This is a genomic window from Claveliimonas bilis (genome assembly GCF_020892095.1).
Lineage (GTDB): Bacteria > Bacillota > Clostridia > Lachnospirales > Lachnospiraceae > Claveliimonas > Claveliimonas bilis.
In genome coordinates this window covers 1,595,772-1,615,539 of sequence record NZ_AP024845.1, presented here as the reverse complement: position 1 = coordinate 1,615,539, position 19,768 = coordinate 1,595,772, and the positions used below count along the sequence as shown (strand labels likewise).

Here is a 19,768-nt window from a genome sequence, read left to right as displayed (position 1 = left end):
TCTCTTTCTTATAAATGATCATTAAAATGTTGTTTGTCTGCTTTTTTCAAGCCAGGGCCGCATTTCCTCATTCTGCATCTGCTCCCTCTGTCTGTAAACTTCCCACGCATCGCCTCCAAGTATAAATTTAAAGGGCGGATTCTCAGACTGGATCGCTTCCAGTACCAGTTTGGCCCCTTTGTCCGGATCTCCGCATTGTGTGCCGTGGCTGTGATCATTCTCAATTCTTCTAAGCCCTGCTGTGGCATCATAATCACTGATCTGAAGCTCTGTCTGTTTCAGGGAACGTCCGCTGAAATTGGTACGGAATGCTCCCGGTTCTACCACCATTACCTTAATTCCAAGAGGCTCTGTCTCCTTCTGAAGAGCGCTGGACATTCCTTCCAGAGCACATTTCGATGCTCCATAATATCCGGATCCCGGAAAGGTATTTACTGCTGCAATGGATGAAATATTGACGATGGAGCCGCTCTTCATCCCCCGCATATAAGGCAGCACTTCTTTGATCAGAGAAACCGGTCCGAAGAAATTGGTCTGAAACAAAAGATCCACATCCTTTTCCTGCCCTTCCTCCACTGCTGCCCGGTATCCGTACCCGGCATTGTTGATCAGTCAGTCAATACGGCCTTTCGTATTGATGACCGTTTCTACTGCCCGTTTGATCTGTTCCTTATCCGTCACATCCAGCTTAATCGGCAGGATCTGTCCCGGATACAGATTTTCCAATTCCTGCAGCGCCTCTTTGCTGCGGGCGGCAGCGGCAACAAAATCTCCTTGCTCTGCAATCGCTTTTACAAAGCTTTTTCCTAATCCGGAAGAGCTTCCTGTCACCATCCAAACTTTCTGCATCTTATTTCCCTCCTATTTATTTACAGTCTCCCGGTTTTCATTCCGGACCTGTGAATTTGCCTCAATAATTTCCCGTAATGAAATATTCTCATTTCGGTAACGTACCCGGGGATTTTTCTCAGGTACAGCCAGCCCTATTGCCTTCTGGGGACAGGCATGTGCACAGGCCAGACATGTCTGGCAGCTGCCCGGGATATAAACAGCTTTGCCGTCTGTCACGTGAATAGACGCTGTAGGGCATACCTTTTCACAGATCCCGCAGCCAATACAGTTTTCTTTTATCTTCAAAAGATGCTGCCATGGATCCGCCGGACTTTGGCTCATACGATCAACAAATTCCCGGTGCACGGCCCGGTCGCTTTCTGTCACTTGTGAGATCATTCTTTTTCCGGCGTTCAGGTCTCGAAGGATTGCAGCCAGCTGCCCCTCCATGACGGTTCCCGTAAGTCAGGATCATATAAAAGTAATCCGTATGAAAGCGAGCCGCTTTCAGAAATTCCTTTACCATATCCGGAACTTCATGCCCATAAACAGGGGCAACTACGCCAATCCTGTCGGATGTAAATTCTAAAGATTTCTGATGGATTGCCTGGGGAATACTGACCGGATTTTCGTCCAGTTGTTTTGCAATATACAGACTGTTTCCCGTGCCGGTAAAATAAAATACCATGACTCCTCTCCCTTCTGCTTTTCTTGCACTTCAGTTTCATTCATGTTATAATCCGATTGGAACTATCGGTTCATACAACCGATTATATTATCCGGTAGTAACAACCGGTCAATATATTTGCAAGAAAAATTTTTTGAAAATTTTGTGAACAGGAGGATGTTTTATTGTATACCATGATGCAAGTCTGCCGCGAAACAGACATGACATATCAGACTTTAAAATATTATTGTAATGAAGGGTTAGTTCCCAATGTAAAACGCGACGGAAATAACCGCCGCATATTTGATGAACGGGATGTCAAATGGATTAAAGATCTTGTTTGCCTGAAGAAATGTGGTATGAGCATTCAGGAAATGAAAGAATATTTGGATCTGTGCCTTCAGGGGGCGTCTACCATTCCTCTGCGAAAGGAGATGCTGACTAAAAAGCAGAATGCGCTGCGCGCTTCCATTAAGGAACTGGAGGAAAGTGTGGCCTATATCGACTGGAAACAGGGATTTTACGATGAGGTCCTTTCCGGAAAACGACCTTACATAAGTAATTTGATTCCTCTTGAATGATTAGTGGTAAAGAGAAGATACTCCTGAATAATTTAGAATACTCTTCTTTGTCTCCTCACAAAACAAGCAGAAAAAAACAGCCAGCCTTAATTGGCTGACTGTCATATTCACTGTTGCACCTTTTTCCCTGCCGTCATACACGATGATTGCCCGGCCGAAATGTTCCGCTAAATACCTATTTCGCTCTACATATATGCTCGGCTGATAATTCTCCTTTAAAACCGTGATATCGTCACATAGATCAAGGAGCGCTTTTATATCTTACTGCTCCTTCATCCGATTCAATTTGTTACGATATGGAATAACTGCCGACCTCTGGATCTCCGGATAATCTTTTTTCAGCAGACGGTCTATTTTGCCCCGAGGGGCATGTTGCAAAGTCAAAGCCCCCGATGGTCTTTGACTCTCGCGGCAGTCGCCAAATGGACATGCAAGCATGTCCTCCTGGCTCGTTGCCCGCGGAAATAAATAAAACCCGCAAACGTTAAGTTTACGGGCTTTACAAGCTCCCCCTGTTGGACTCGAACCAACGACAACTCGGTTAACAGCCGAGTGCTCTACCGACTGAGCTAAGGAGGAATATTCTATTTTTGTTGCCTACACTTTGACAACAAAAATAATTTACCACAAATGCTTTCTTTTTTCAAGAGGTGCCGGCAAAATTTTCAAAATAGAGACTCTCGCTGCCAGTTGTTTTTTCTCCGTAATTTAACTGCCTTAAAAGCATCTCCTCCGATATAAGGAATCACAGCTTCCTGTTCCGTACGGCTGCCCGGGAAAAATCCAAGGAGGCAATCCGGAAAATTAATGCTTACATATTTTCCATCTTCTGATAACCAGGTAATTGCATGAAGTAAATTACGGTTAAAGAAGACTGCTTCTCCCTTTTCCAATATATAATCTTCTGTATGTATACGGATTGTTAATTCGCCCCGGAGTACCAATGTAATCTGCAGTTCCTCATGCCAGTGAAAGTCTCTGTATCCTCTTCCCGGCGGGATAATGCTGTCCCTTGTTGCCACATACATTCCGATCGGAAACATTTTATCTTCATATTGATTGATTTCATGCAGAGATTCTTTTTTCATGATTCTTCATTTCCTGTAAAACAAAAAAGTACTTTGAACTTTCCGGTAAAAAAAAACAGAATATAGTCTTTAACAACTACATTCTGGTCTTTATTATGTACCTTCAAAACCACATACAAGAAATTTATCCATCTTCCAGCCTTTTTGAACCTTCCTTGGTTATGCCCTCGACCGATTAGTAACAGTCAGCTCCATGTGTTGCCACACTTCCACCTCTGCCCTATCTACCTCGTCGTCTTCAAGGGGTCTTACTACTTTCGTAGGGATATCTCATCTTGAGGGGGGCTTCACGCTTAGATGCCTTCAGCGTTTATCCCTTCCCGGCTTGGCTACTCTGCCATGGCCTTGGTAAGCCAACAGATACACCAGCGGCCAGTCCATCCCGGTCCTCTCGTACTAAGGACAGCTCCTCTCAAATATCCTACGCCCACGCCGGATAGGGACCGAACTGTCTCACGACGTTCTGAACCCAGCTCGCGTACCGCTTTAATGGGCGAACAGCCCAACCCTTGGGACCTACTTCAGCCCCAGGATGCGATGAGCCGACATCGAGGTGCCAAACCACTCCGTCGATGTGAACTCTTGGGAGTGATAAGCCTGTTATCCCCAGGGTAGCTTTTATCCGTTGAGCGATGGCAATCCCACTTTATACCACCGGATCACTAAGTCCTACTTTCGTACCTGCTCCACCCGTCGGTGTCGCAGTCAAGCTCCCTTCTGCCTTTGCACTCTTCGAATGGTTTCCGACCATTCTGAGGGAACCTTTGAGCGCCTCCGATACCCTTTCGGAGGCGACCGCCCCAGTCAAACTCCCCACCTGACATTGTCCCCCAGCCGGATCACGGCTGCAGGTTAGAAACCCAGCACTGCAAGGGTGGTATCCCAACAGCGGCTCCAAAAAGACTGGCGTCTTCTCTTCCTAGCCTCCCACCTATCCTGTACATGCAATACCGAATCCCAGTATCAAGCTGGAGTAAAGCTCCATGGGGTCTTTCCGTCCTGGCGCAGGTAACCAGCATCTTCACTGGTATTTCAATTTCACCGGGTGCATTGTCGAGACAGTGCCCAAATCATTACGCCTTTCGTGCGGGTCGGAACTTACCCGACAAGGAATTTCGCTACCTTAGGACCGTTATAGTTACGGCCGCCGTTTACTGGGGCTTAAGTTCAAAGCTTCGCTTGCGCTAACCTCTCCCCTTAACCTTCCAGCACCGGGCAGGCGTCAGCCCATATACCTCACCTTTCGGTTTCGCATAGACCTGTGTTTTTGCTAAACAGTTGCTTGGGCCAATTCTCTGCGGCCTGGTCTCCCAGGCACTCCTTCTCCCGAAGTTACGGAGTCATTTTGCCGAGTTCCTTAACAATGCTTCTCCCGTCGGCCTTAGGATTCTCTCCTCATCTACCTGTGTCGGTTTACGGTACGGGTACGATATGAACAATAGCGGCTTTTCTTGGCAGCCAGCTCACACATTTCCCTACTCTTAGTTCGGTATGCATCACGTCTTCAGATTGGCAGGCGGATTTGCCTACCTGCCTCCTACCTCGCTTGCCCCGGTCTCTCCATTCCCGGTAGTGCTCTCTTTCTGCGTCCCCACAGTTCTGTCATATCGTAGTACAGGAATCTCAACCTGTTGTCCATCGGCTACGCCTCTCGGCCTCGCCTTAGGTCCCGACTTACCCAGAGCAGATCAGCTTTACTCTGGAAACCTTGGATATTCGGCCGGAAGGATTCTCACCTTCCTCTCGCTACTCATTCCGGCATTCTCTCTTCCATACAGTCCACAGCTCCTTCCGGTACTGCTTCTTCCCGTATGCAATGCTCCTCTACCAATGTATCAAATACATTCCTGAGCTTCGGTGGTGTGTTTCAGCCCCGGACATTTTCGGCGCAGGACCTCTCGACCAGTGAGCTATTACGCACTCTTTTAATGTATGGCTGCTTCTAAGCCAACATCCTGGTTGTCTTTGAAATCCCACATCCTTTTCCACTTAACACACACTTTGGGACCTTAGCTGCAGGTCTGGGCTCTTTCCCTTTCGACTGTCCAACTTATCTCGTACAGTCTGACTCCCACACACCATCTACACGGCATTCGGAGTTTGATATTCTTCGGTAAGCTTTGACGCCCCCTAGGAAATTCAGTGCTCTACCTCCGTAAGACTTGTGTGAGGCTAGCCCTAAAGCTATTTCGAGGAGAACCAGCTATCTCCGGGTTCGATTGGAATTTCTCCCCTATCCACACCTCATCCCCACCCTTTTCAACGGATGTGGGTTCGGTCCTCCATTGCCTTTTACGGCAACTTCAACCTGGACATGGATAGATCACCCGGTTTCGGGTCTACTCCGACTGACTCATCGCCCTATTAAGACTTGGTTTCCCTTCGGCTCCATCCCTTAAGGACTTAACCTCGCCAGCCAGCGTAACTCGCCGGACCGTTCTACAAAAAGTACGCGGTCGGACCTATATAGTCCTTCCACAGCTTGTAAACACAGGGTTTCAGGTTCTCTTTCACTCCCCTCCCGGGGTCCTTTTCACCTTTCCTTCACAGTACTATGCGCTATCGGTCACTAAGGAGTATTTAGCCTTACGGGGTGGTCCCCGCTCCTTCCTACAAGGTTCCACGTGTCTCGTAGTACTCTGGATCCCGCCTTGTCAACTTATCTTTCGCTTACGGGGCTTTCACCCTCTCTGGCTGGCTTTCCCAAAACCATTCTGCTAGACTTGTTGAATCAATTGTGCGGTCCGAACCCCAGCATGCACGCACGCTGGTTTGGGCTCTTTCCATTTCGCTCGCCGCTACTTTGGAAATCGATGTTTCTTTCTCTTCCTCCGGCTACTTAGATGTTTCAGTTCACCGGGTTCCCCACGCATGGCTATGGATTCACCATACGCTGACGGAGCTTTTCTCCGCCGGGTTTCCCCATTCAGATATCTCCGGATCATTGGATATTTGCTCCTCCCCGAAGCTTTTCGCAGCTTATCACGTCTTTCATCGGCTCTTAGTGCCAAGGCATCCACCCTGTGCTCTTTTCTGCATAACCAACTTGCCAAATAGTTTCGAAAGCATCCTGACGGGACTGATCTTTCGGGAAAGCTTGCTTTCTAAAGAAAGATCCTGTTTCGGCAGTGATATTTGCAAAGCAAATGTCACCGAGAGAATTTTAATTCTCGAGGGGCTTTCAATACTACGGCTCACATGTATAGCGTTACATGTGTTGGTTCTTTCGGCCAATTTTTTTACTTTGTTTTCTTCAAAGTGTTGTAATCATCACAACAGTTTCCTGTTCATAACAATTACCTCGGATGTCTTGTTAAGATATTTCATCTTATCTATTTCTTATATGCGGTTTTCAAGGTACATATCTGACTGATGTTTTATCAGTCATTAGAAACCTGAACTTCTTTTCAGCTCTCTAATCACTGGTAAAACCAGTTATCATAACAGCACTGCCCTGCTGATCGGGTTGGCGGCGATAAGTTGTTGCTCATCCTTGCCTGTATCTATGATAAATTTTCTTTTCGGCAGCGGTTCTGCCTTCTTTTCTTTTTTAATCTGGCGGCCACCTACTCTCCCACACCGTCTCCAGTGCAGTACCATCGGCCGCCCGGGTCTTAACCATCGTGTTCGGGATGGGTACGGGTGTTTCCCCCAGGCGCATCGCCACCAGAATCAAGTCATCAGCTTTTGACAGCTTGATCACTCAACAATAGACAACAACTCCCTACTTCTTTTCCCTAGAAAGGAGGTGATCCAGCCGCACCTTCCGATACGGCTACCTTGTTACGACTTCACCCCAGTTACTGGTCCCGCCTTCGGCAGCTCCCTCCTAAAAGGTTGGGTCACTGACTTCGGGCGTTACCAACTCCCATGGTGTGACGGGCGGTGTGTACAAGACCCGGGAACGTATTCACCGCGACATTCTGATTCGCGATTACTAGCGATTCCAGCTTCATGTAGTCGAGTTGCAGACTACAATCCGAACTGAGACGTTATTTTTGAGATTTGCTCCGCTTCACAGCCTCGCCTCTCTTTGTTTACGCCATTGTAGCACGTGTGTAGCCCTGGCCATAAGGGGCATGATGATTTGACGTCATCCCCACCTTCCTCCAGGTTGTCCCTGGCAGTCCCTCCAGAGTCCCCAACTTTACTTGCTGGCTACTGAAGGTAAGGGTTGCGCTCGTTGCGGGACTTAACCCAACATCTCACGACACGAGCTGACGACAACCATGCACCACCTGTCTCGATTGCCCCGAAGGGAAGGTGACATTACTCACCGGTCATTCGGATGTCAAGGCCAGGTAAGGTTCTTCGCGTTGCTTCGAATTAAACCACATGCTCCACCGCTTGTGCGGGTCCCCGTCAATTCCTTTGAGTTTCATTCTTGCGAACGTACTCCCCAGGTGGACTACTTATTGCGTTAGCTGCGGCACCGATAAGCTTTGCTTACCGACACCTAGTAGTCATCGTTTACGGCGTGGACTACCAGGGTATCTAATCCTGTTTGCTCCCCACGCTTTCGAGCCTCAACGTCAGTTACCGTCCAGCAAGCCGCCTTCGCCACTGGTGTTCCTCCTAATATCTACGCATTTCACCGCTACACTAGGAATTCCACTTGCCTCTCCGGTACTCTAGCTCCACAGTTTCCAAAGCAATCCCGGGGTTGAGCCCCGGGTTTTCACTCCAGACTTGCAATGCCGTCTACGCTCCCTTTACACCCAGTAAATCCGGATAACGCTTGCCCCCTACGTATTACCGCGGCTGCTGGCACGTAGTTAGCCGGGGCTTCTTAGTCAGGTACCGTCATTTTCTTCCCTGCTGATAGAAGTTTACATACCGAAATACTTCATCCTTCACGCGGCGTCGCTGCATCAGGGTTTCCCCCATTGTGCAATATTCCCCACTGCTGCCTCCCGTAGGAGTTTGGGCCGTGTCTCAGTCCCAATGTGGCCGGTCACCCTCTCAGGTCGGCTACTGATCGTCGGCTTGGTGCGCCGTTACCGCACCAACTACCTAATCAGACGCGGGCCCATCTCACACCACCGGAGTTTTTACCTCAAAACCATGCGGTTTCGTGGTCTTATGCGGTATTAGCAGTCATTTCTAACTGTTATCCCCCTGTGTGAGGCAGGTTGCCCACGCGTTACTCACCCGTCCGCCGCTCAGTCACAAACCTCGTCATTCCGAAGAAATCCAAAGTAGGTGCTTCGCTCGACTTGCATGTGTTAAGCACGCCGCCAGCGTTCATCCTGAGCCAGGATCAAACTCTCGTTAAAAAAGTTCTCTCTCGGTCAGGAAAACTACTAGCTTTCCTATCCCGTTATTTACTGTTGGCACCAGGCTTCCATCTCTTGATTTCCGCCTGATTTCCGTTCTGAATATTTCTCTTAGAAATTTTCAGGGTCGTTGTCTATTGTTCAGTTATCAAGGTGCTTTCTGCTTGTTTCGCTCATCAGCGACAACTTCTATAGTTTATCATGTCGCTTGATGTTTGTCAACAACTTTTTTCATTTTTTCTTTTTCCGTATTCTCCCGAATCAGAAAGAAGAAGAGATGAGATGAAGTTGTTTTACGCCGTCTCACGCGACAGCTTTGATATAGTATCACTTCTATTTTTCAAAGTCAACCTTTTTTTCTATTTTTCTTTTACTTTTTTATTTTTCTTTATTTCCTCTGCTCGAAGCCTACAGAGTAAAGAGTTCCGCAAGCGGAACTCTTGCGCCGAGCGCAGCCGCTTTAACAGCAGATTTCTATTGAATAACACAAACTTGCGGCCACTATCTTAGAGTGACCGCAAGTTTCATGATCGGATTAAATTCATATATAACTCTTAGGATTCCATTATTCTGAATTGCTGTGTAAGCTTCCTTTCCGAAAGACGTCGTATAAAGAAACGTGACAAACATAAACAAAACCCACACGATGATCAGCGCCCCTCCCGCACCGAGAATCCCCCCGGCAAGGCGGTTGATCAATCCGAGCACCGGCAAATTCGCTATAATGTCCAATGCAAAAATAACGGCGCGCAGTATAATCGTAATAATAATAAAAGTAAGAATAAATGCCAGAATATTAATGATCAGTTTTGCCGCTGCTTTTGCTATATACTGCACAAAAGTATCTGCGCCCAGCTTTTCATATATATCTTCATTATTATTTGTAAGCAGAAGTGATTTAAATATTTCCGGAATATCCGCCCCTTCTATCGCCGCCACTTGTGCATCCTTTGGTATTTCCGCTTCTTCCAGCAAGCTTTCACCCTCCTCGCCTCCAGAGCGCAGCCCGGAAAGAAGGCTGCTGGAAATTCCGTACTCCGCCAACTCTTCATCCGATATATTCCCATTAATAATATCCTGTATTGTAATGCCCGCCGCATTCAGCTGTTCTTCTGTAATGCCCGCTGCATTCAACGCTCTTCTGATATTCTCCTCCGTCATCATAGAGCCTGTATTTTCCTCGTCTCCCGATGAAAACATACCGCCAATGGCGCTTACCGCCTGATCCTCAATCATAGTATCCAGCGGAGTCATACTTATAATCCCTTCGCTCACATAGGGCGTGAGGAAAAATACCAGCACAAAAGTTACGATAGTCGCTGCCAAAGATACTGCTATTTTAACTGCTCCTCTGTAAATTCCTACTACAATGCAGATCAAAAAAATGATCCCTGTTGTAATCACTATCCAATTCATAAGCTCTCCTTATTTTACAAACCGAACCACTTCCATTCCGTTTGCATTCATCACAATGTATTTATTAACGCCCAGGATCGGGAACATTTCCTGTATTGTCTCATTCAGTTCTCCGTCAAATTTTTTGATTCCGTTTCTTGTAAAAACGCTGCACTTTTTCCCTTCATACATAATAACCTGACTGCCGCATATTTTTACGTTGGAATAATCTCCACTGAAATTTTCGGAGAGGACCTTCTTTCCGTTTTTATTGTAAAGACAGAGTTCATTCCCTTCTTCTCCTTCATTTTTCAGTATAAGTCCTATATATCTTGTGCTGTAAAATACGCTTTTTATTTCTTTCTCCAGCTCTACTGTCTGAGCCAGTTTAGGCGTTTCCTTCCCTTTATAGATCAGCAATTGATTATTTCCTACAATCACAGACGTTTCCTGATCAAGGAAAAAAGCGGAAGGAGCTGTCATATCTTCATAATTATCCGTCACAATTTCATAATTATCAGCTTCCTTTCCTCCTTCTCCGAAATTATAGTAATATACATTTGTCGATGCTTTTCCATTCTGGATCACAAGATAAGATACCAGAAGGATTGTTCCGTCATCCGACAAACTGATGTTGAGAGGATATCCGGTTCCCGTCAGAGACGCCGACAATTCTGCAAGCACATTTCCCGCCGCATCATAACATATAATCTGCGGCGAAGCATCATCTTTCAGAATAGCCGCCACAATACCCTGGGAAGATACTGCGATTTTCTCTATGGGCCGCGTAGTCTCTATTTCTCCCTTTAAACCTTCTTTTGTAAATACTTCAATACTGTTTCCGCCTTTGTCCGCAACTGCTGCCGATTCTCCGTAAACAGTAATAACCGGATTTTGAATCTGATAAGACTGATTCCACTCTTCCTCTCCTTTTCTATTGAGAAAAGATATTCCATCCCGGCTGTATTTAAGCACTCCGTCGGCAAATTCTTTGTAACTGCTGTTCCCCGAATTTTCCGAACGATAAACATCAATTGTTCTTACCGATGTATATGTCTGGAGCTGAATAACCAGATACACCCCGATCAAAGCCAGTATAACTGCCGCTGTGCCGATGATCGTTCGCCGGCGCATTTTCGTCTTATGGCTTTTGATCTGCTCTTCCAGCTCCTCTATAGAGTAATCCTCCATGCCCTCTGTCGGCATCTTCTGTGTCTGTTCCTTTTCCTGCTCTCCCTGGAGTTTACTTTTTTTCCTTAGCTTCATAAATCAACCTCTTTAGTCTACGTTATGCGTACAGTATAACACACTCTTCCCCTGTTATGGTAGCAGCAATTTCTGACCAATGAAAATAAGGTTCCCATCTGTGAGCCCGTTCATTTTACAGATTGCCTCCGCTTCTTCTGTTGTTCCGTACAATTTCAGGCTGATCTTGTCCAATGTATCTCCCCTTTGTACTGTATAATAATCTTCCTCGCTTAATTCTTCCTGTATAGTAGATATAGGAGGCTGTATGTCCGAAGAAGCCTCTTCCTCCTGCCCGCTATCCCCCTGGGCAGCCGCCTCCTCACTGTCCGGATCACCTGCCGCTTTCGCATCAGCGCCGGCTTCCGTCTGCCTCTCTTCCTCGCCGCTGCCCTGCACGGATTTTGACAGCGTTTCTATAGAAGACTGTACAGAGTTCATCTTATCATAATTATTCATGGTCGAGATACCGATTGCCAACACTACCACAACCAGCAGCGCACTTGTAAGATATACCAGCTTGGAATTATTTTTCTGCTCCTGCACTTCCATTTTTTCTTTTATCGCAGAACGAAAATTCTTTGCAGCTCGATCCTCAACCACTTCACTGGGTGTCACGCCAATCTGCCGCCGTGTATTGATCATGTAATTCTGCATCTCCGGGTTTTTTTCATAGAAAATATAATATCCGCCCATCTGCATTAATTCATGATATTTGTATGCGAAATAAATCTCTTCGTCCTCTTCTGCATGCTTTAATATGAAAATACTATTCTTCTTTGTAAAAATCTGTTCATGGATCTTCACCATGCTGCCGGACAATGTCATCGGCCTGCCGGGAGCGATCAGGAACCATCCTACTATATCTTTTTCCGGAAAATAAGTTTTGCACTCCTCCTTTGCTTCTTCCAGAATACCGGGCAGGATCTTGATCTCCCCTGCATTTTCTTCTACTTCCTTTATCTGGACCGCACCGGTAATGCACACACATTCCTGTCCTTCTATCGACAGGCTTTCTCCCATCAGAAGCGCTCCTACAGGCATGTCCGACGCCTTGTCCCTTAACTGGGCAAGGTAAGTATCTACGTAATCTTCCACGTAAATTTTGGGCGTGTCGCATACGTTTCCTACCTGCCTTACATTCTTCGGAAACTTTCTTTCCATATACTCTCACCTCATTGCATATTTTTGATTATCATAGCATAAGGTTTTTGCGCATTTTATCATAAGCTGGAGCCTGTCCACAGAAGTTTCCGTTTTCTTTTTTCCACCTTCGACATCTTCCGTCTGTCTCCGGCATACCGCTTTGTTCTTTTCTGTCAGAATAAAAAAGGCAGCTACACGCCGCCTTTTTTCATATTTTCTTCTGTCCATCTTTCAAATGTATCTCTTGTCTGCTTCCAGTGAGATCTGCTGATAGGTACCTTGTCTCCGCTGCGAAGTGTAATTTCCGCTCTTCCAAAGATGCGGATTTTCTCCATATTCACAATAAAACTGTTATGGCACATTACAAATCTTTCCTTATCCAGATACGCTTCCACCTCTGACATTTTCATGGTCGTAAGGACAATTCCATTTAATGTGTGAATTTTGGTAATTCTTTTATCCCTCTCTATATATTCAATTTCTTCTTCATCAAGAACAAATTCATTCTTCCGATAGGGAAGAACAAGAAATCTTTTTCTGCTGCACTTATTTTCCTCCATATATCCCATTATCTTTTCCAGATATTGTTTTAATATCTTTCGATCATCTTTCTTTTCCCCATCAAATCCGCTTTCGTGAAGCGTTGTAGTCTGATGCATCCCGCTCCCTCCTCACATACCTTTCCTGTTACCGGCATTCCCCTATTTCGCCAAAAAACTTCATCTTTAGAAGTATTTTATCAATTAATTGGTCTAATATCAATATAAATACGTTGCCTTTTTAACATACTAGACACAGAAAATATTTTGGGCAGGGATCGATATGAAAATATACTGGAACGGAAAAACAAAAAATATCATTGGCCCATCCATCCGGGTGCTGCGCAAACAGGCAAAACTGACCCAAAAAGAACTTGCAGAAAAGTTACAGCTTCAGGGTTATGATTTCAGTGATCTGACGATCCTTAGAATTGAACAGGGTAGCCGTTTTGTTCCTGACTATGAAGTACTGGCTCTTGCACGCTTCTTCCAGGTCAGCCCAAACACTCTGCTGGATGGCTCTGTTATTTCCGAAAAAAAAAGCAGCCCATGACAGGTGCTGCTTTTTTATTGCTATTCGCAGAATTTCTTTACTTTTTCATAGATACTTTCGGCATCTAATCCGTATTTGCGGATCAATTCTACAGCCGGACCGGATTCTCCAAATGTATCGTTGATACCGATCTTCATCACTTTCGCCGGAGCTTTTTCCGCAACTACATCACATACTGCACTTCCCAGGCCTCCGATAATAGAATGCTCTTCCACTGTCACGATCTTGCCTGTCTTTGCAGCTGCACTGATCACAGCTTCCTCATCCAGAGGTTTGATGGTATGCATATTAATCACCTGTGCACTGATCCCATCTGCTTCAAGCTTCTTCGCTGCTTCCAGAGATTCTGACACAGTAAGACCTGTAGCAATAATGGTAACGTCTGTTCCCTCACGGAGAACAACTGCCTTGCCAAGCTCAAATTTGTAATCCGGATTATCGTTGATAACCGGAACTGCAAGACGTCCAAAACGCAGATATACAGGGCCCTGATGTTCATAAGCCGCTTCTACCGCTGCTTTTGCCTCCACATCATCGGAAGGATTGATCACAACCATACCCGGAATGGTTCTCATCAGCGCGATATCCTCGTTGCACTGATGGGTAGCCCCGTCCTCTCCTACAGAGATGCCGGCATGTGTCGCTCCGATCTTCACATTTAATTTCGGATAGCCGATGGAGTTTCTCACCTGCTCAAACGCACGCCCTGCTGCAAACATGGCAAAAGAGCTTGCAAAAGGAACCTTCCCTGTTGCTGCGATTCCCGCTGCAACTCCCATCATATTGGACTCCGCAATACCACAGTCTATATGACGCTCCGGAAACGCTTTCTTGAATACGCCTGTCTTTGTAGCTGCTGCCAGGTCGGCGTCCAGGACTACAATGTCCTCATGTTTTTTCCCAAGTTCTGCCAATGCATTTCCATAGCTTTCTCTTGTAGCAATTTTCTTTACATCTGACATATTGCTTCACCTGCCTTTTCTAACTCTTCCATTGCAGCTGCATACTGCTCATCATTTGGAGCGCTTCCATGCCAGGAAACCTGATTTTCCATAAAGGAAACTCCTTTTCCTTTCACTGTCTTTGCAATAATAGCTGTCGGCTGCCCTTTCGTCTCTCTTGCTTCCTTAAACGCTGCAGCTATCTCATCAAAATTATGTCCGTCAATATTGATAACATGGAAATTAAATGCCTCAAATTTCTTATCGATCGGGTACGGAGAATTAACTTCTGTAATTTTACCGTCAATCTGGAGATTATTATTGTCCACGATCACAACCAGGTTGTCCAGCTTGCGGTGAGCTGCCAGCATAGCCGCCTCCCACACCTGGCCTTCCTGGATCTCTCCATCACCCAGAAGTGTGTACACACGGTATGTGTCACCGGATAATTTGGCTGAAATCGCCATTCCCACTGCTGCTGAAATTCCCTGTCCCAGAGATCCTGAAGACATATCCACTCCCGGAATATGCTTCATATCCGGATGTCCCTGGAGATAAGAGCCTGTCTTACGAAGCGTAGTCAGATCTTCTACCGGGAAAAACCCTTTCTGTGCCAGTGCAGAATAATATCCCGGCGCTGTATGTCCTTTGGACAGCACAAACCGGTCACGATCTGCCTTTTTCGGATTTTTTGGATCGATATTCATCTCTTCAAAATAGAGATACGTATAAATATCTGCTGCAGACAAAGATCCGCCCGGATGTCCGGACTTCGCACTGTGAGTTGCAGTAAGCACTCCCTTTCGGATCTCATTTGCAGTCTTCATTAATTCTTTTTTATTCATGAAAATTGCCTCCTGCTTTTATTCATCAGCCCTCTTAACCTATTCCCCAAATACAGCTTTATAGTCGGCCTGGAATTTCTCGATTCCCACATCTGTCAGAGGATGTTTTGTCATTTTCTCAATAACTGCATACGGTACAGTTGCAATATGTGCTCCTGCCAGCGCGCAGTCTGTTACATGCATTGGATGACGTATACTTGCTGCAATGATCTGTGTGTCAATATCTCCTGCGATCTCGAAGATTTCTGCAATTTCACGGATCAGATCCACACCTCTTACAGAAATGTCATCCAGACGTCCCAGGAATGGAGATACATAAGTCGCCCCTGCTCTTGCTGCCAGAAGAGCCTGGTTTGCAGTAAAGATCAGTGTAACATTTGTCTTGATTCCCTCGGATGAAAGCTGTTTGCAGGCCTTAAGTCCTTCTACAGTCATAGGAATCTTCACAACCATGTTGGGATGGATCTTCGCAATCTCACGTCCTTCTTTGATCATCCCTTCAGCGTCAACTGTTGTAGCCTTTACTTCACCGCTGATCGGACCGTCCACGATAGACGCAATCTCCGCGATCACTTCTTCAAACACGCGTCCTTCCTTTGCGATCAAAGACGGATTTGTCGTTACTCCACAGATCACGCCCATATCATTTGCCTTTTTGATATCCTCTACTTTGGCTGTGTCAATAAAAAATTTCATCCTTATTTCCTCCTTTAAAATCGATGCTTGGTTCGTTGATTCTATTATATCCTCCAAAGAAGAATCAGGTCAATAGGACTCCTTTTTTATTAATAATTTATCTTATTAATTATATAGATTTATCAATGCATTGTTTTAACTCTTTTGCTGTTTTGATTATATAACCTGTCTTTTTGCCTGGATTTCAAATACTTTTATCCTGCTATCCAAAAATTATTATTAATATTTTCTTCAAATGCATTAATTTTATTTTTTTGCCCGCCTGGGATAGGAAGTTGTCCCTCTCTGGATCAGCTTCGGTTCATACTCCACATGGTAGGTACTGATGGGGTCAATGTCATAATATTTTGTCCGCTGGGACGCGATTTTCTTCATAATGATATCGCAGGCATCCCTCCCTTTAAAGATGACGAAATGCTCAATTGTAGTAAGAGATACCTTATGCATTCTGGCAAACAGCGTATTATCGCATCCCATAACAGAGATATCCCCCGGCACTTTCAGCTTTGCCTCCTGCAAAGCGTCCAGGATTCCGAAGGCGATCATATCGTTCAGTCCCACAATGGCTGTTACCTCTGTCCGTTCCTCCAGAAGCTCTTTTGTCAGTTCATAACCGATCAGATATTCCGAATCAATATGTGCCACATCCTGATCCAGTTCTTCTGCCGCTGCCCGGATCACAACCTGATCCTTTAGACCGGCCTTTTCAAACTCTTTCAGAAATCCTTCTACTCTCTTGGAGCGCTGTTTCTGCCTTACTGTAAGCGGAGGCGCTATATAAGCAACTTTTTTGTGACCTAGATCCAGCAAATGTTTTGCCATGATCCGCCCCAGTTTGGAGTTGTCCAGCTCTACCGCATCCACATTAAGGCGTTCATTTTGATTATTTACTATGACAACAGGGATCTCCTCTGCCAGCTTTTCCACCGTATCCATAAAACAATGACTGGGATTGCAGGTATAGATAATCCCCAGCGGTTTAAGTGACTTCATCATTTTCAGATATCGTTCTTCCATTTTCAGGTCTCTTTGAGTATTACAGACAAAGAGGCCATATCCCTGCTCCTTTGCCCTCGACTCAATCCCCTGCAGAAGCATTACATAATACGGATTCGTCAAATTGGAACAGAATACGACCAACAGTTTTTCTCCCCGGCTCTCCCGGCGGAGTTTTCTCTTCGGAAGTACATACCCCAGTTCTCTGGCAGCCTTTTCCACTTTCTCTACTGTTTCTTTAGAGAAAGATACATTGTATTTTCTGTTAAGCACCATCGATACTGTAGACTGTGAAACTCCTGCCGCCCGTGCAATATCAGTAGAAGTCACTTTTTTCTTACCAGACATTTTCTATATCTCCGTCCTTCCTTCCAGCGCCCGAAGAAGCGTTACCTCATCGATATATTCCAGATCTCCTCCTACAGGAACACCACTGGCAATACGGCTCACCTTAATCCCAACAGGTTTGATCAGTTTGCTGATATACATTGCAGTTGTCTCCCCCTCCAAGCTGGAATTGGTTGCGATGATCACCTCATTCACATCATCTCTTAAACGCTCCATCAGCTCTTTCAGCTTAATATCACCAGGCCCGATCCCCAGCATCGGAGAGATCGCGCCGTGAAGGACATGATAGACACCATCATATTTTCCCGTCTTTTCATAAGCTGCCAGATCTCTGGGTGTTTCCACTACCATAATCGTCTTGTGATCCCTCTCCTTGCTGGCACAGATAGGGCAGATTTCCTGATCCGTCAGTGTACAGCACACAGAACAGTAGCGGACATTTTCCTTTGCTTTCACGATCGTATCCGCCAGCTCACGCACCTGATCATCCGGCATATGGATCAAATGAAATGCCAGTCTTTGTGCGGACTTTGGTCCGATTCCAGGAAGCCGGGAAAACTGCTCAATCAGTTTGCTTATCTGACTGCTGTAATAATCCATAGATCGTCACCGCCAAGCCTAGAAAAGTCCCGGCATTCCGCCGCCCATACCGCCGGTCAGCCGTGACATGCCGGCCGCTGATTCCGCATCGGCCTTGTCCATCGCTTCATTCACAGCTGCAACGATCATATCTTCCAGCATTTCCACATCATCCGGATCTACCGCTTCTTCATCCAGCTTCACTTTCAGGAGCTTCTTTGTTCCGGAGACTGTCGCCTCTACCGCACCGCCTCCTGCTGTAGCAGAAAATTCCTTTGTCTCCATTTCTTTTGCCTGTTCTTCCATCTGACGCTGCATCTTCTGCGCCTGTTTCATTAAATTTGCCATGTTTCCCGGCATTCCTCCGGGAAATCCTCCTCTTTTCGCCATGTAAATATCCTCCTTATTTCAAATACTGTTATTCCAAATATTGTGTGATAATGTCTTATTCCTCTTCTTCTGTGATCTCCATGTGAATAACCTCCTCGATATCCACATAGCTGTCCTCGAAAGTGCGCCCGTTTTCTACCTGCCGCACATCTATATCCATTTCTTTGCCGGTTTTCTCAGCAATGATGCGCTTGATTTCGTTTTTATGTTCCTCTGTGCCCACAAAGCCTGCGCTCACCTCGTCCTCCAGCACAATGATCAGGTGATTATTTTCTCCTGCACTTAAGCGGGCCTTTTTCAGATACTGTCTAAGCCCTGCCGGCGCCGCTTCCCGGATCTGTCCGAAATTCGCCGCTACTGCCCTCACATCCTCACTCAGTGCCTTTGGCAGCTTGGGTTTCGGATGTATTTCCTCTTTCTCCGTATTCTGAACATATACGGTTCTTTGTCCCTCTGGCGGTGCTGCCAGCTTTTTCTTTACCTCATCTTCCAGAGCACGTATTCTGGAGAGAATGGTGTCTGTCTTTACCTCCATCTGGGGACGGCACAGCCGGATAAAAGTTACTTCTGTAAGCACTCTCTTCTGCGTTGCATACTTCAATTGATTGCTAAGGTCCGAGAAAATCCGTATATAACGGATCAGTTCATCGGTTTCAATCCTCTTTGCTTCTTCCTTGATCCTCTCCAGATTCTCTGTTGATACATCCAGCACATCTTCCATCTCTTCCGAACTTTTTACAAGAAGCAGATTGCGAAGATACCAGGTGAAATCTGCTGACAATTGCGAAAGCTCTCTTCCCTGCATAACCAGTTCATCCACTGTTTCGATCACTTTCTTCACATCCCGGGCAAGAAGCTGTTCAAGAAGGCGGCCGAGTACATCCGCATCAACCGCCCCCAATACTTCCAGCACATTGTCATAGGTCAGCCTCTGTCCGATGTAAAATGCAGCGCACTGATCCAGAAGGCTTAGGGCGTCCCTCATAGAACCATCCGCCATCCGGGCAATATACCGCACTGCCTTCTCTTCTACATCCAGTCCTTCTTTTTTGATCAGTTCATCAAGGCGTCCGGATATGGTATCAATAGAAATCCTTTTAAAATCATATCTCTGACATCTGCTCAGGATGGTCACCGGAATTTTGTGGGCTTCCGTTGTTGCCAGAATAAAAATAACATATTCCGGCGGTTCTTCCAATGTTTTCAGGAGCGCATTAAATGCCCCGATAGACAGCATATGGACCTCGTCAATGATATAAACCTTATATTTTCCTTCCGTTGGCCGGTATGCAACTTCCTCACGTATCTCCCGGATATTATCCACGCCATTGTTGGACGCCGCATCAATCTCTATCACATTCATGGATGTGCCTGCCGCTATGGATCGGCACATTGCACATTCTCCGCACGGACTTCCCTCATTTGGATGCTCACAGTTCACCGCTTTGGCAAAAATCTTGGCTACTGTGGTTTTCCCCGTTCCCCGCGTTCCGCAGAAAAGGTACGCATGTCCGATACGGTCCGTCCGTATCTGATTTTTCAATGTTGTCACGATCGCATCCTGACCTTTGACATCCTCAAATTCACCGGGCCTGAACTTCCGGTATAATGCCATATATCCCATCTGATGCACTCCTTCTGACTGATTTTGT

14 protein-coding genes, 1 tRNA gene, 3 rRNA genes and 2 pseudogenes are annotated in these 19,768 nt (G+C 46.0%); 2 read left to right on the top strand and 18 right to left on the bottom strand.

Translation table 11 applies throughout. The features are described 5' to 3' along the window. Nucleotides 1-21: 21 nt before the first annotated feature. A pseudogene (locus EUBC25_RS07875) lies at nt 22-834 on the bottom strand (oxidoreductase). Nucleotides 835-861: 27 nt separating this feature from the next. Then, nucleotides 862-1,519: pseudogene (locus tag EUBC25_RS07870) on the bottom strand (4Fe-4S binding protein). 173 nt (nt 1,520-1,692) lie between these two features. Here EUBC25_RS07870 and EUBC25_RS07865 point away from each other — a divergent pair. Next, complete coding sequence (locus EUBC25_RS07865; protein ID WP_230107574.1) at nt 1,693-2,079, top strand: MerR family transcriptional regulator; 387 nt, start codon at nt 1,693-1,695, stop codon at nt 2,077-2,079. Nucleotides 2,080-2,585: 506 nt separating this feature from the next. Here the strand turns inward: EUBC25_RS07865 and EUBC25_RS07860 are convergent. The 9 genes from EUBC25_RS07860 to EUBC25_RS07820 all read right to left on the bottom strand — a co-directional run bounded on the left by EUBC25_RS07860 (nt 2,586) and on the right by EUBC25_RS07820 (nt 12,888). Beyond that, a tRNA-Asn gene (locus tag EUBC25_RS07860) sits at nt 2,586-2,658 on the bottom strand. A gap of 86 nt (nt 2,659-2,744) precedes the next feature. Then, entirely contained in the window at nt 2,745-3,167 is a 423-nt protein-coding gene (locus EUBC25_RS07855; protein WP_230104962.1) for a cupin domain-containing protein, read from the bottom strand. 155 nt (nt 3,168-3,322) lie between these two features. Next, nucleotides 3,323-6,210: ribosomal RNA gene (locus EUBC25_RS07850) — 23S ribosomal RNA — on the bottom strand. Between the two features lie 510 nt (nt 6,211-6,720). Next, nucleotides 6,721-6,838 (bottom strand): 5S ribosomal RNA (gene rrf / locus EUBC25_RS07845). A gap of 70 nt (nt 6,839-6,908) precedes the next feature. Then, nucleotides 6,909-8,443: ribosomal RNA gene (locus tag EUBC25_RS07840) — 16S ribosomal RNA — on the bottom strand. The 16S, 23S and 5S rRNA genes sit together here, the layout of an rRNA operon. Before the next feature lie 501 nt (nt 8,444-8,944). Next, the gene (locus tag EUBC25_RS07835; RefSeq protein WP_230104961.1) at nt 8,945-9,859 is read right to left on the bottom strand and encodes a CvpA family protein; all 915 of its coding nucleotides are present in this window, start codon (nt 9,857-9,859) and stop codon (nt 8,945-8,947) included. A gap of 9 nt (nt 9,860-9,868) precedes the next feature. Continuing rightward, on the bottom strand, nt 9,869-11,104 hold the full coding sequence (locus EUBC25_RS07830) for a DUF5711 family protein (protein WP_230104960.1): 1,236 nt from the start codon (nt 11,102-11,104) through the stop codon (nt 9,869-9,871). 54 nt (nt 11,105-11,158) lie between these two features. Further along, on the bottom strand, nt 11,159-12,247 hold the full coding sequence (locus tag EUBC25_RS07825; RefSeq protein WP_230104959.1) for a LysM peptidoglycan-binding domain-containing protein: 1,089 nt from the start codon (nt 12,245-12,247) through the stop codon (nt 11,159-11,161). 173 nt (nt 12,248-12,420) lie between these two features. Beyond that, nucleotides 12,421-12,888: a LytR/AlgR family response regulator transcription factor gene (locus EUBC25_RS07820; protein WP_230104958.1), complete on the bottom strand. Its 468-nt coding sequence runs from the start codon at nt 12,886-12,888 to the stop codon at nt 12,421-12,423. A gap of 163 nt (nt 12,889-13,051) precedes the next feature. Here EUBC25_RS07820 and EUBC25_RS07815 point away from each other — a divergent pair, with 163 nt between their 5' ends. Further along, entirely contained in the window at nt 13,052-13,321 is a 270-nt protein-coding gene (locus tag EUBC25_RS07815; RefSeq protein WP_230104957.1) for a helix-turn-helix domain-containing protein, read from the top strand. A 20-nt stretch (nt 13,322-13,341) separates the two neighbouring features. Here the strand turns inward: EUBC25_RS07815 and EUBC25_RS07810 are convergent, their stop codons facing one another. The 7 genes from EUBC25_RS07810 to dnaX form a co-directional block, all read right to left on the bottom strand. Further along, a complete protein-coding gene (locus EUBC25_RS07810) occupies nt 13,342-14,283 on the bottom strand; it encodes a transketolase family protein (RefSeq protein ID WP_230104956.1) in 942 nt (313 codons plus the stop codon). Continuing rightward, a complete protein-coding gene (locus EUBC25_RS07805; RefSeq protein WP_230104955.1) occupies nt 14,271-15,107 on the bottom strand; it encodes a transketolase in 837 nt (278 codons plus the stop codon). The genes EUBC25_RS07810 and EUBC25_RS07805 overlap by 13 nt, the downstream gene beginning before the upstream one ends. A gap of 39 nt (nt 15,108-15,146) precedes the next feature. After that, a complete protein-coding gene (gene fsa, locus EUBC25_RS07800; RefSeq protein ID WP_230104954.1) occupies nt 15,147-15,803 on the bottom strand; it encodes a fructose-6-phosphate aldolase in 657 nt (218 codons plus the stop codon). Between the two features lie 246 nt (nt 15,804-16,049). After that, nucleotides 16,050-17,147 carry a LacI family DNA-binding transcriptional regulator gene (locus tag EUBC25_RS07795; protein ID WP_230104953.1) on the bottom strand — a complete coding sequence of 366 codons (1,098 nt, stop codon included), beginning with the start codon at nt 17,145-17,147 and terminating at the stop codon, nt 16,050-16,052. Nucleotides 17,148-17,150: 3 nt separating this feature from the next. Next, entirely contained in the window at nt 17,151-17,747 is a 597-nt protein-coding gene (gene recR / locus EUBC25_RS07790) for a recombination mediator RecR (protein ID WP_230104952.1), read from the bottom strand. A gap of 18 nt (nt 17,748-17,765) precedes the next feature. Then, the gene (locus EUBC25_RS07785) at nt 17,766-18,116 is read right to left on the bottom strand and encodes a YbaB/EbfC family nucleoid-associated protein (RefSeq protein ID WP_230104951.1); all 351 of its coding nucleotides are present in this window, start codon (nt 18,114-18,116) and stop codon (nt 17,766-17,768) included. 55 nt (nt 18,117-18,171) lie between these two features. Next, a complete protein-coding gene (gene dnaX, locus EUBC25_RS07780; RefSeq protein WP_230104950.1) occupies nt 18,172-19,740 on the bottom strand; it encodes a DNA polymerase III subunit gamma/tau in 1,569 nt (522 codons plus the stop codon). Nucleotides 19,741-19,768: the final 28 nt, after the last annotated feature.

What these genes read in the sequence shown, in the direction of transcription:
- EUBC25_RS07825 (WP_230104959.1), bottom strand. Translation starts at nt 12,247, where the DNA reads ATGGAAAGAAAGTTTCCGAAGAATGTAAGGCAGGTAGGAAACGTATGC.
- recR (WP_230104952.1), bottom strand. Translation starts at nt 17,747, where the DNA reads ATGGATTATTACAGCAGTCAGATAAGCAAACTGATTGAGCAGTTTTCC.
- fsa (WP_230104954.1), bottom strand. Translation starts at nt 15,803, where the DNA reads ATGAAATTTTTTATTGACACAGCCAAAGTAGAGGATATCAAAAAGGCA.
- EUBC25_RS07865 (WP_230107574.1), top strand. Translation starts at nt 1,693, where the DNA reads ATGATGCAAGTCTGCCGCGAAACAGACATGACATATCAGACTTTAAAA.
- dnaX (WP_230104950.1), bottom strand. Translation starts at nt 19,740, where the DNA reads ATGGGATATATGGCATTATACCGGAAGTTCAGGCCCGGTGAATTTGAG.
- EUBC25_RS07835 (WP_230104961.1), bottom strand. Translation starts at nt 9,859, where the DNA reads ATGAATTGGATAGTGATTACAACAGGGATCATTTTTTTGATCTGCATT.
- EUBC25_RS07815 (WP_230104957.1), top strand. Translation starts at nt 13,052, where the DNA reads ATGAAAATATACTGGAACGGAAAAACAAAAAATATCATTGGCCCATCC.
- EUBC25_RS07830 (WP_230104960.1), bottom strand. Translation starts at nt 11,104, where the DNA reads ATGAAGCTAAGGAAAAAAAGTAAACTCCAGGGAGAGCAGGAAAAGGAA.
- EUBC25_RS07810 (WP_230104956.1), bottom strand. Translation starts at nt 14,283, where the DNA reads ATGTCAGATGTAAAGAAAATTGCTACAAGAGAAAGCTATGGAAATGCA.
- EUBC25_RS07785 (WP_230104951.1), bottom strand. Translation starts at nt 18,116, where the DNA reads ATGGCGAAAAGAGGAGGATTTCCCGGAGGAATGCCGGGAAACATGGCA.
- EUBC25_RS07805 (WP_230104955.1), bottom strand. Translation starts at nt 15,107, where the DNA reads ATGAATAAAAAAGAATTAATGAAGACTGCAAATGAGATCCGAAAGGGA.
- EUBC25_RS07855 (WP_230104962.1), bottom strand. Translation starts at nt 3,167, where the DNA reads ATGAAAAAAGAATCTCTGCATGAAATCAATCAATATGAAGATAAAATG.
- EUBC25_RS07795 (WP_230104953.1), bottom strand. Translation starts at nt 17,147, where the DNA reads ATGTCTGGTAAGAAAAAAGTGACTTCTACTGATATTGCACGGGCGGCA.
- EUBC25_RS07820 (WP_230104958.1), bottom strand. Translation starts at nt 12,888, where the DNA reads ATGCATCAGACTACAACGCTTCACGAAAGCGGATTTGATGGGGAAAAG.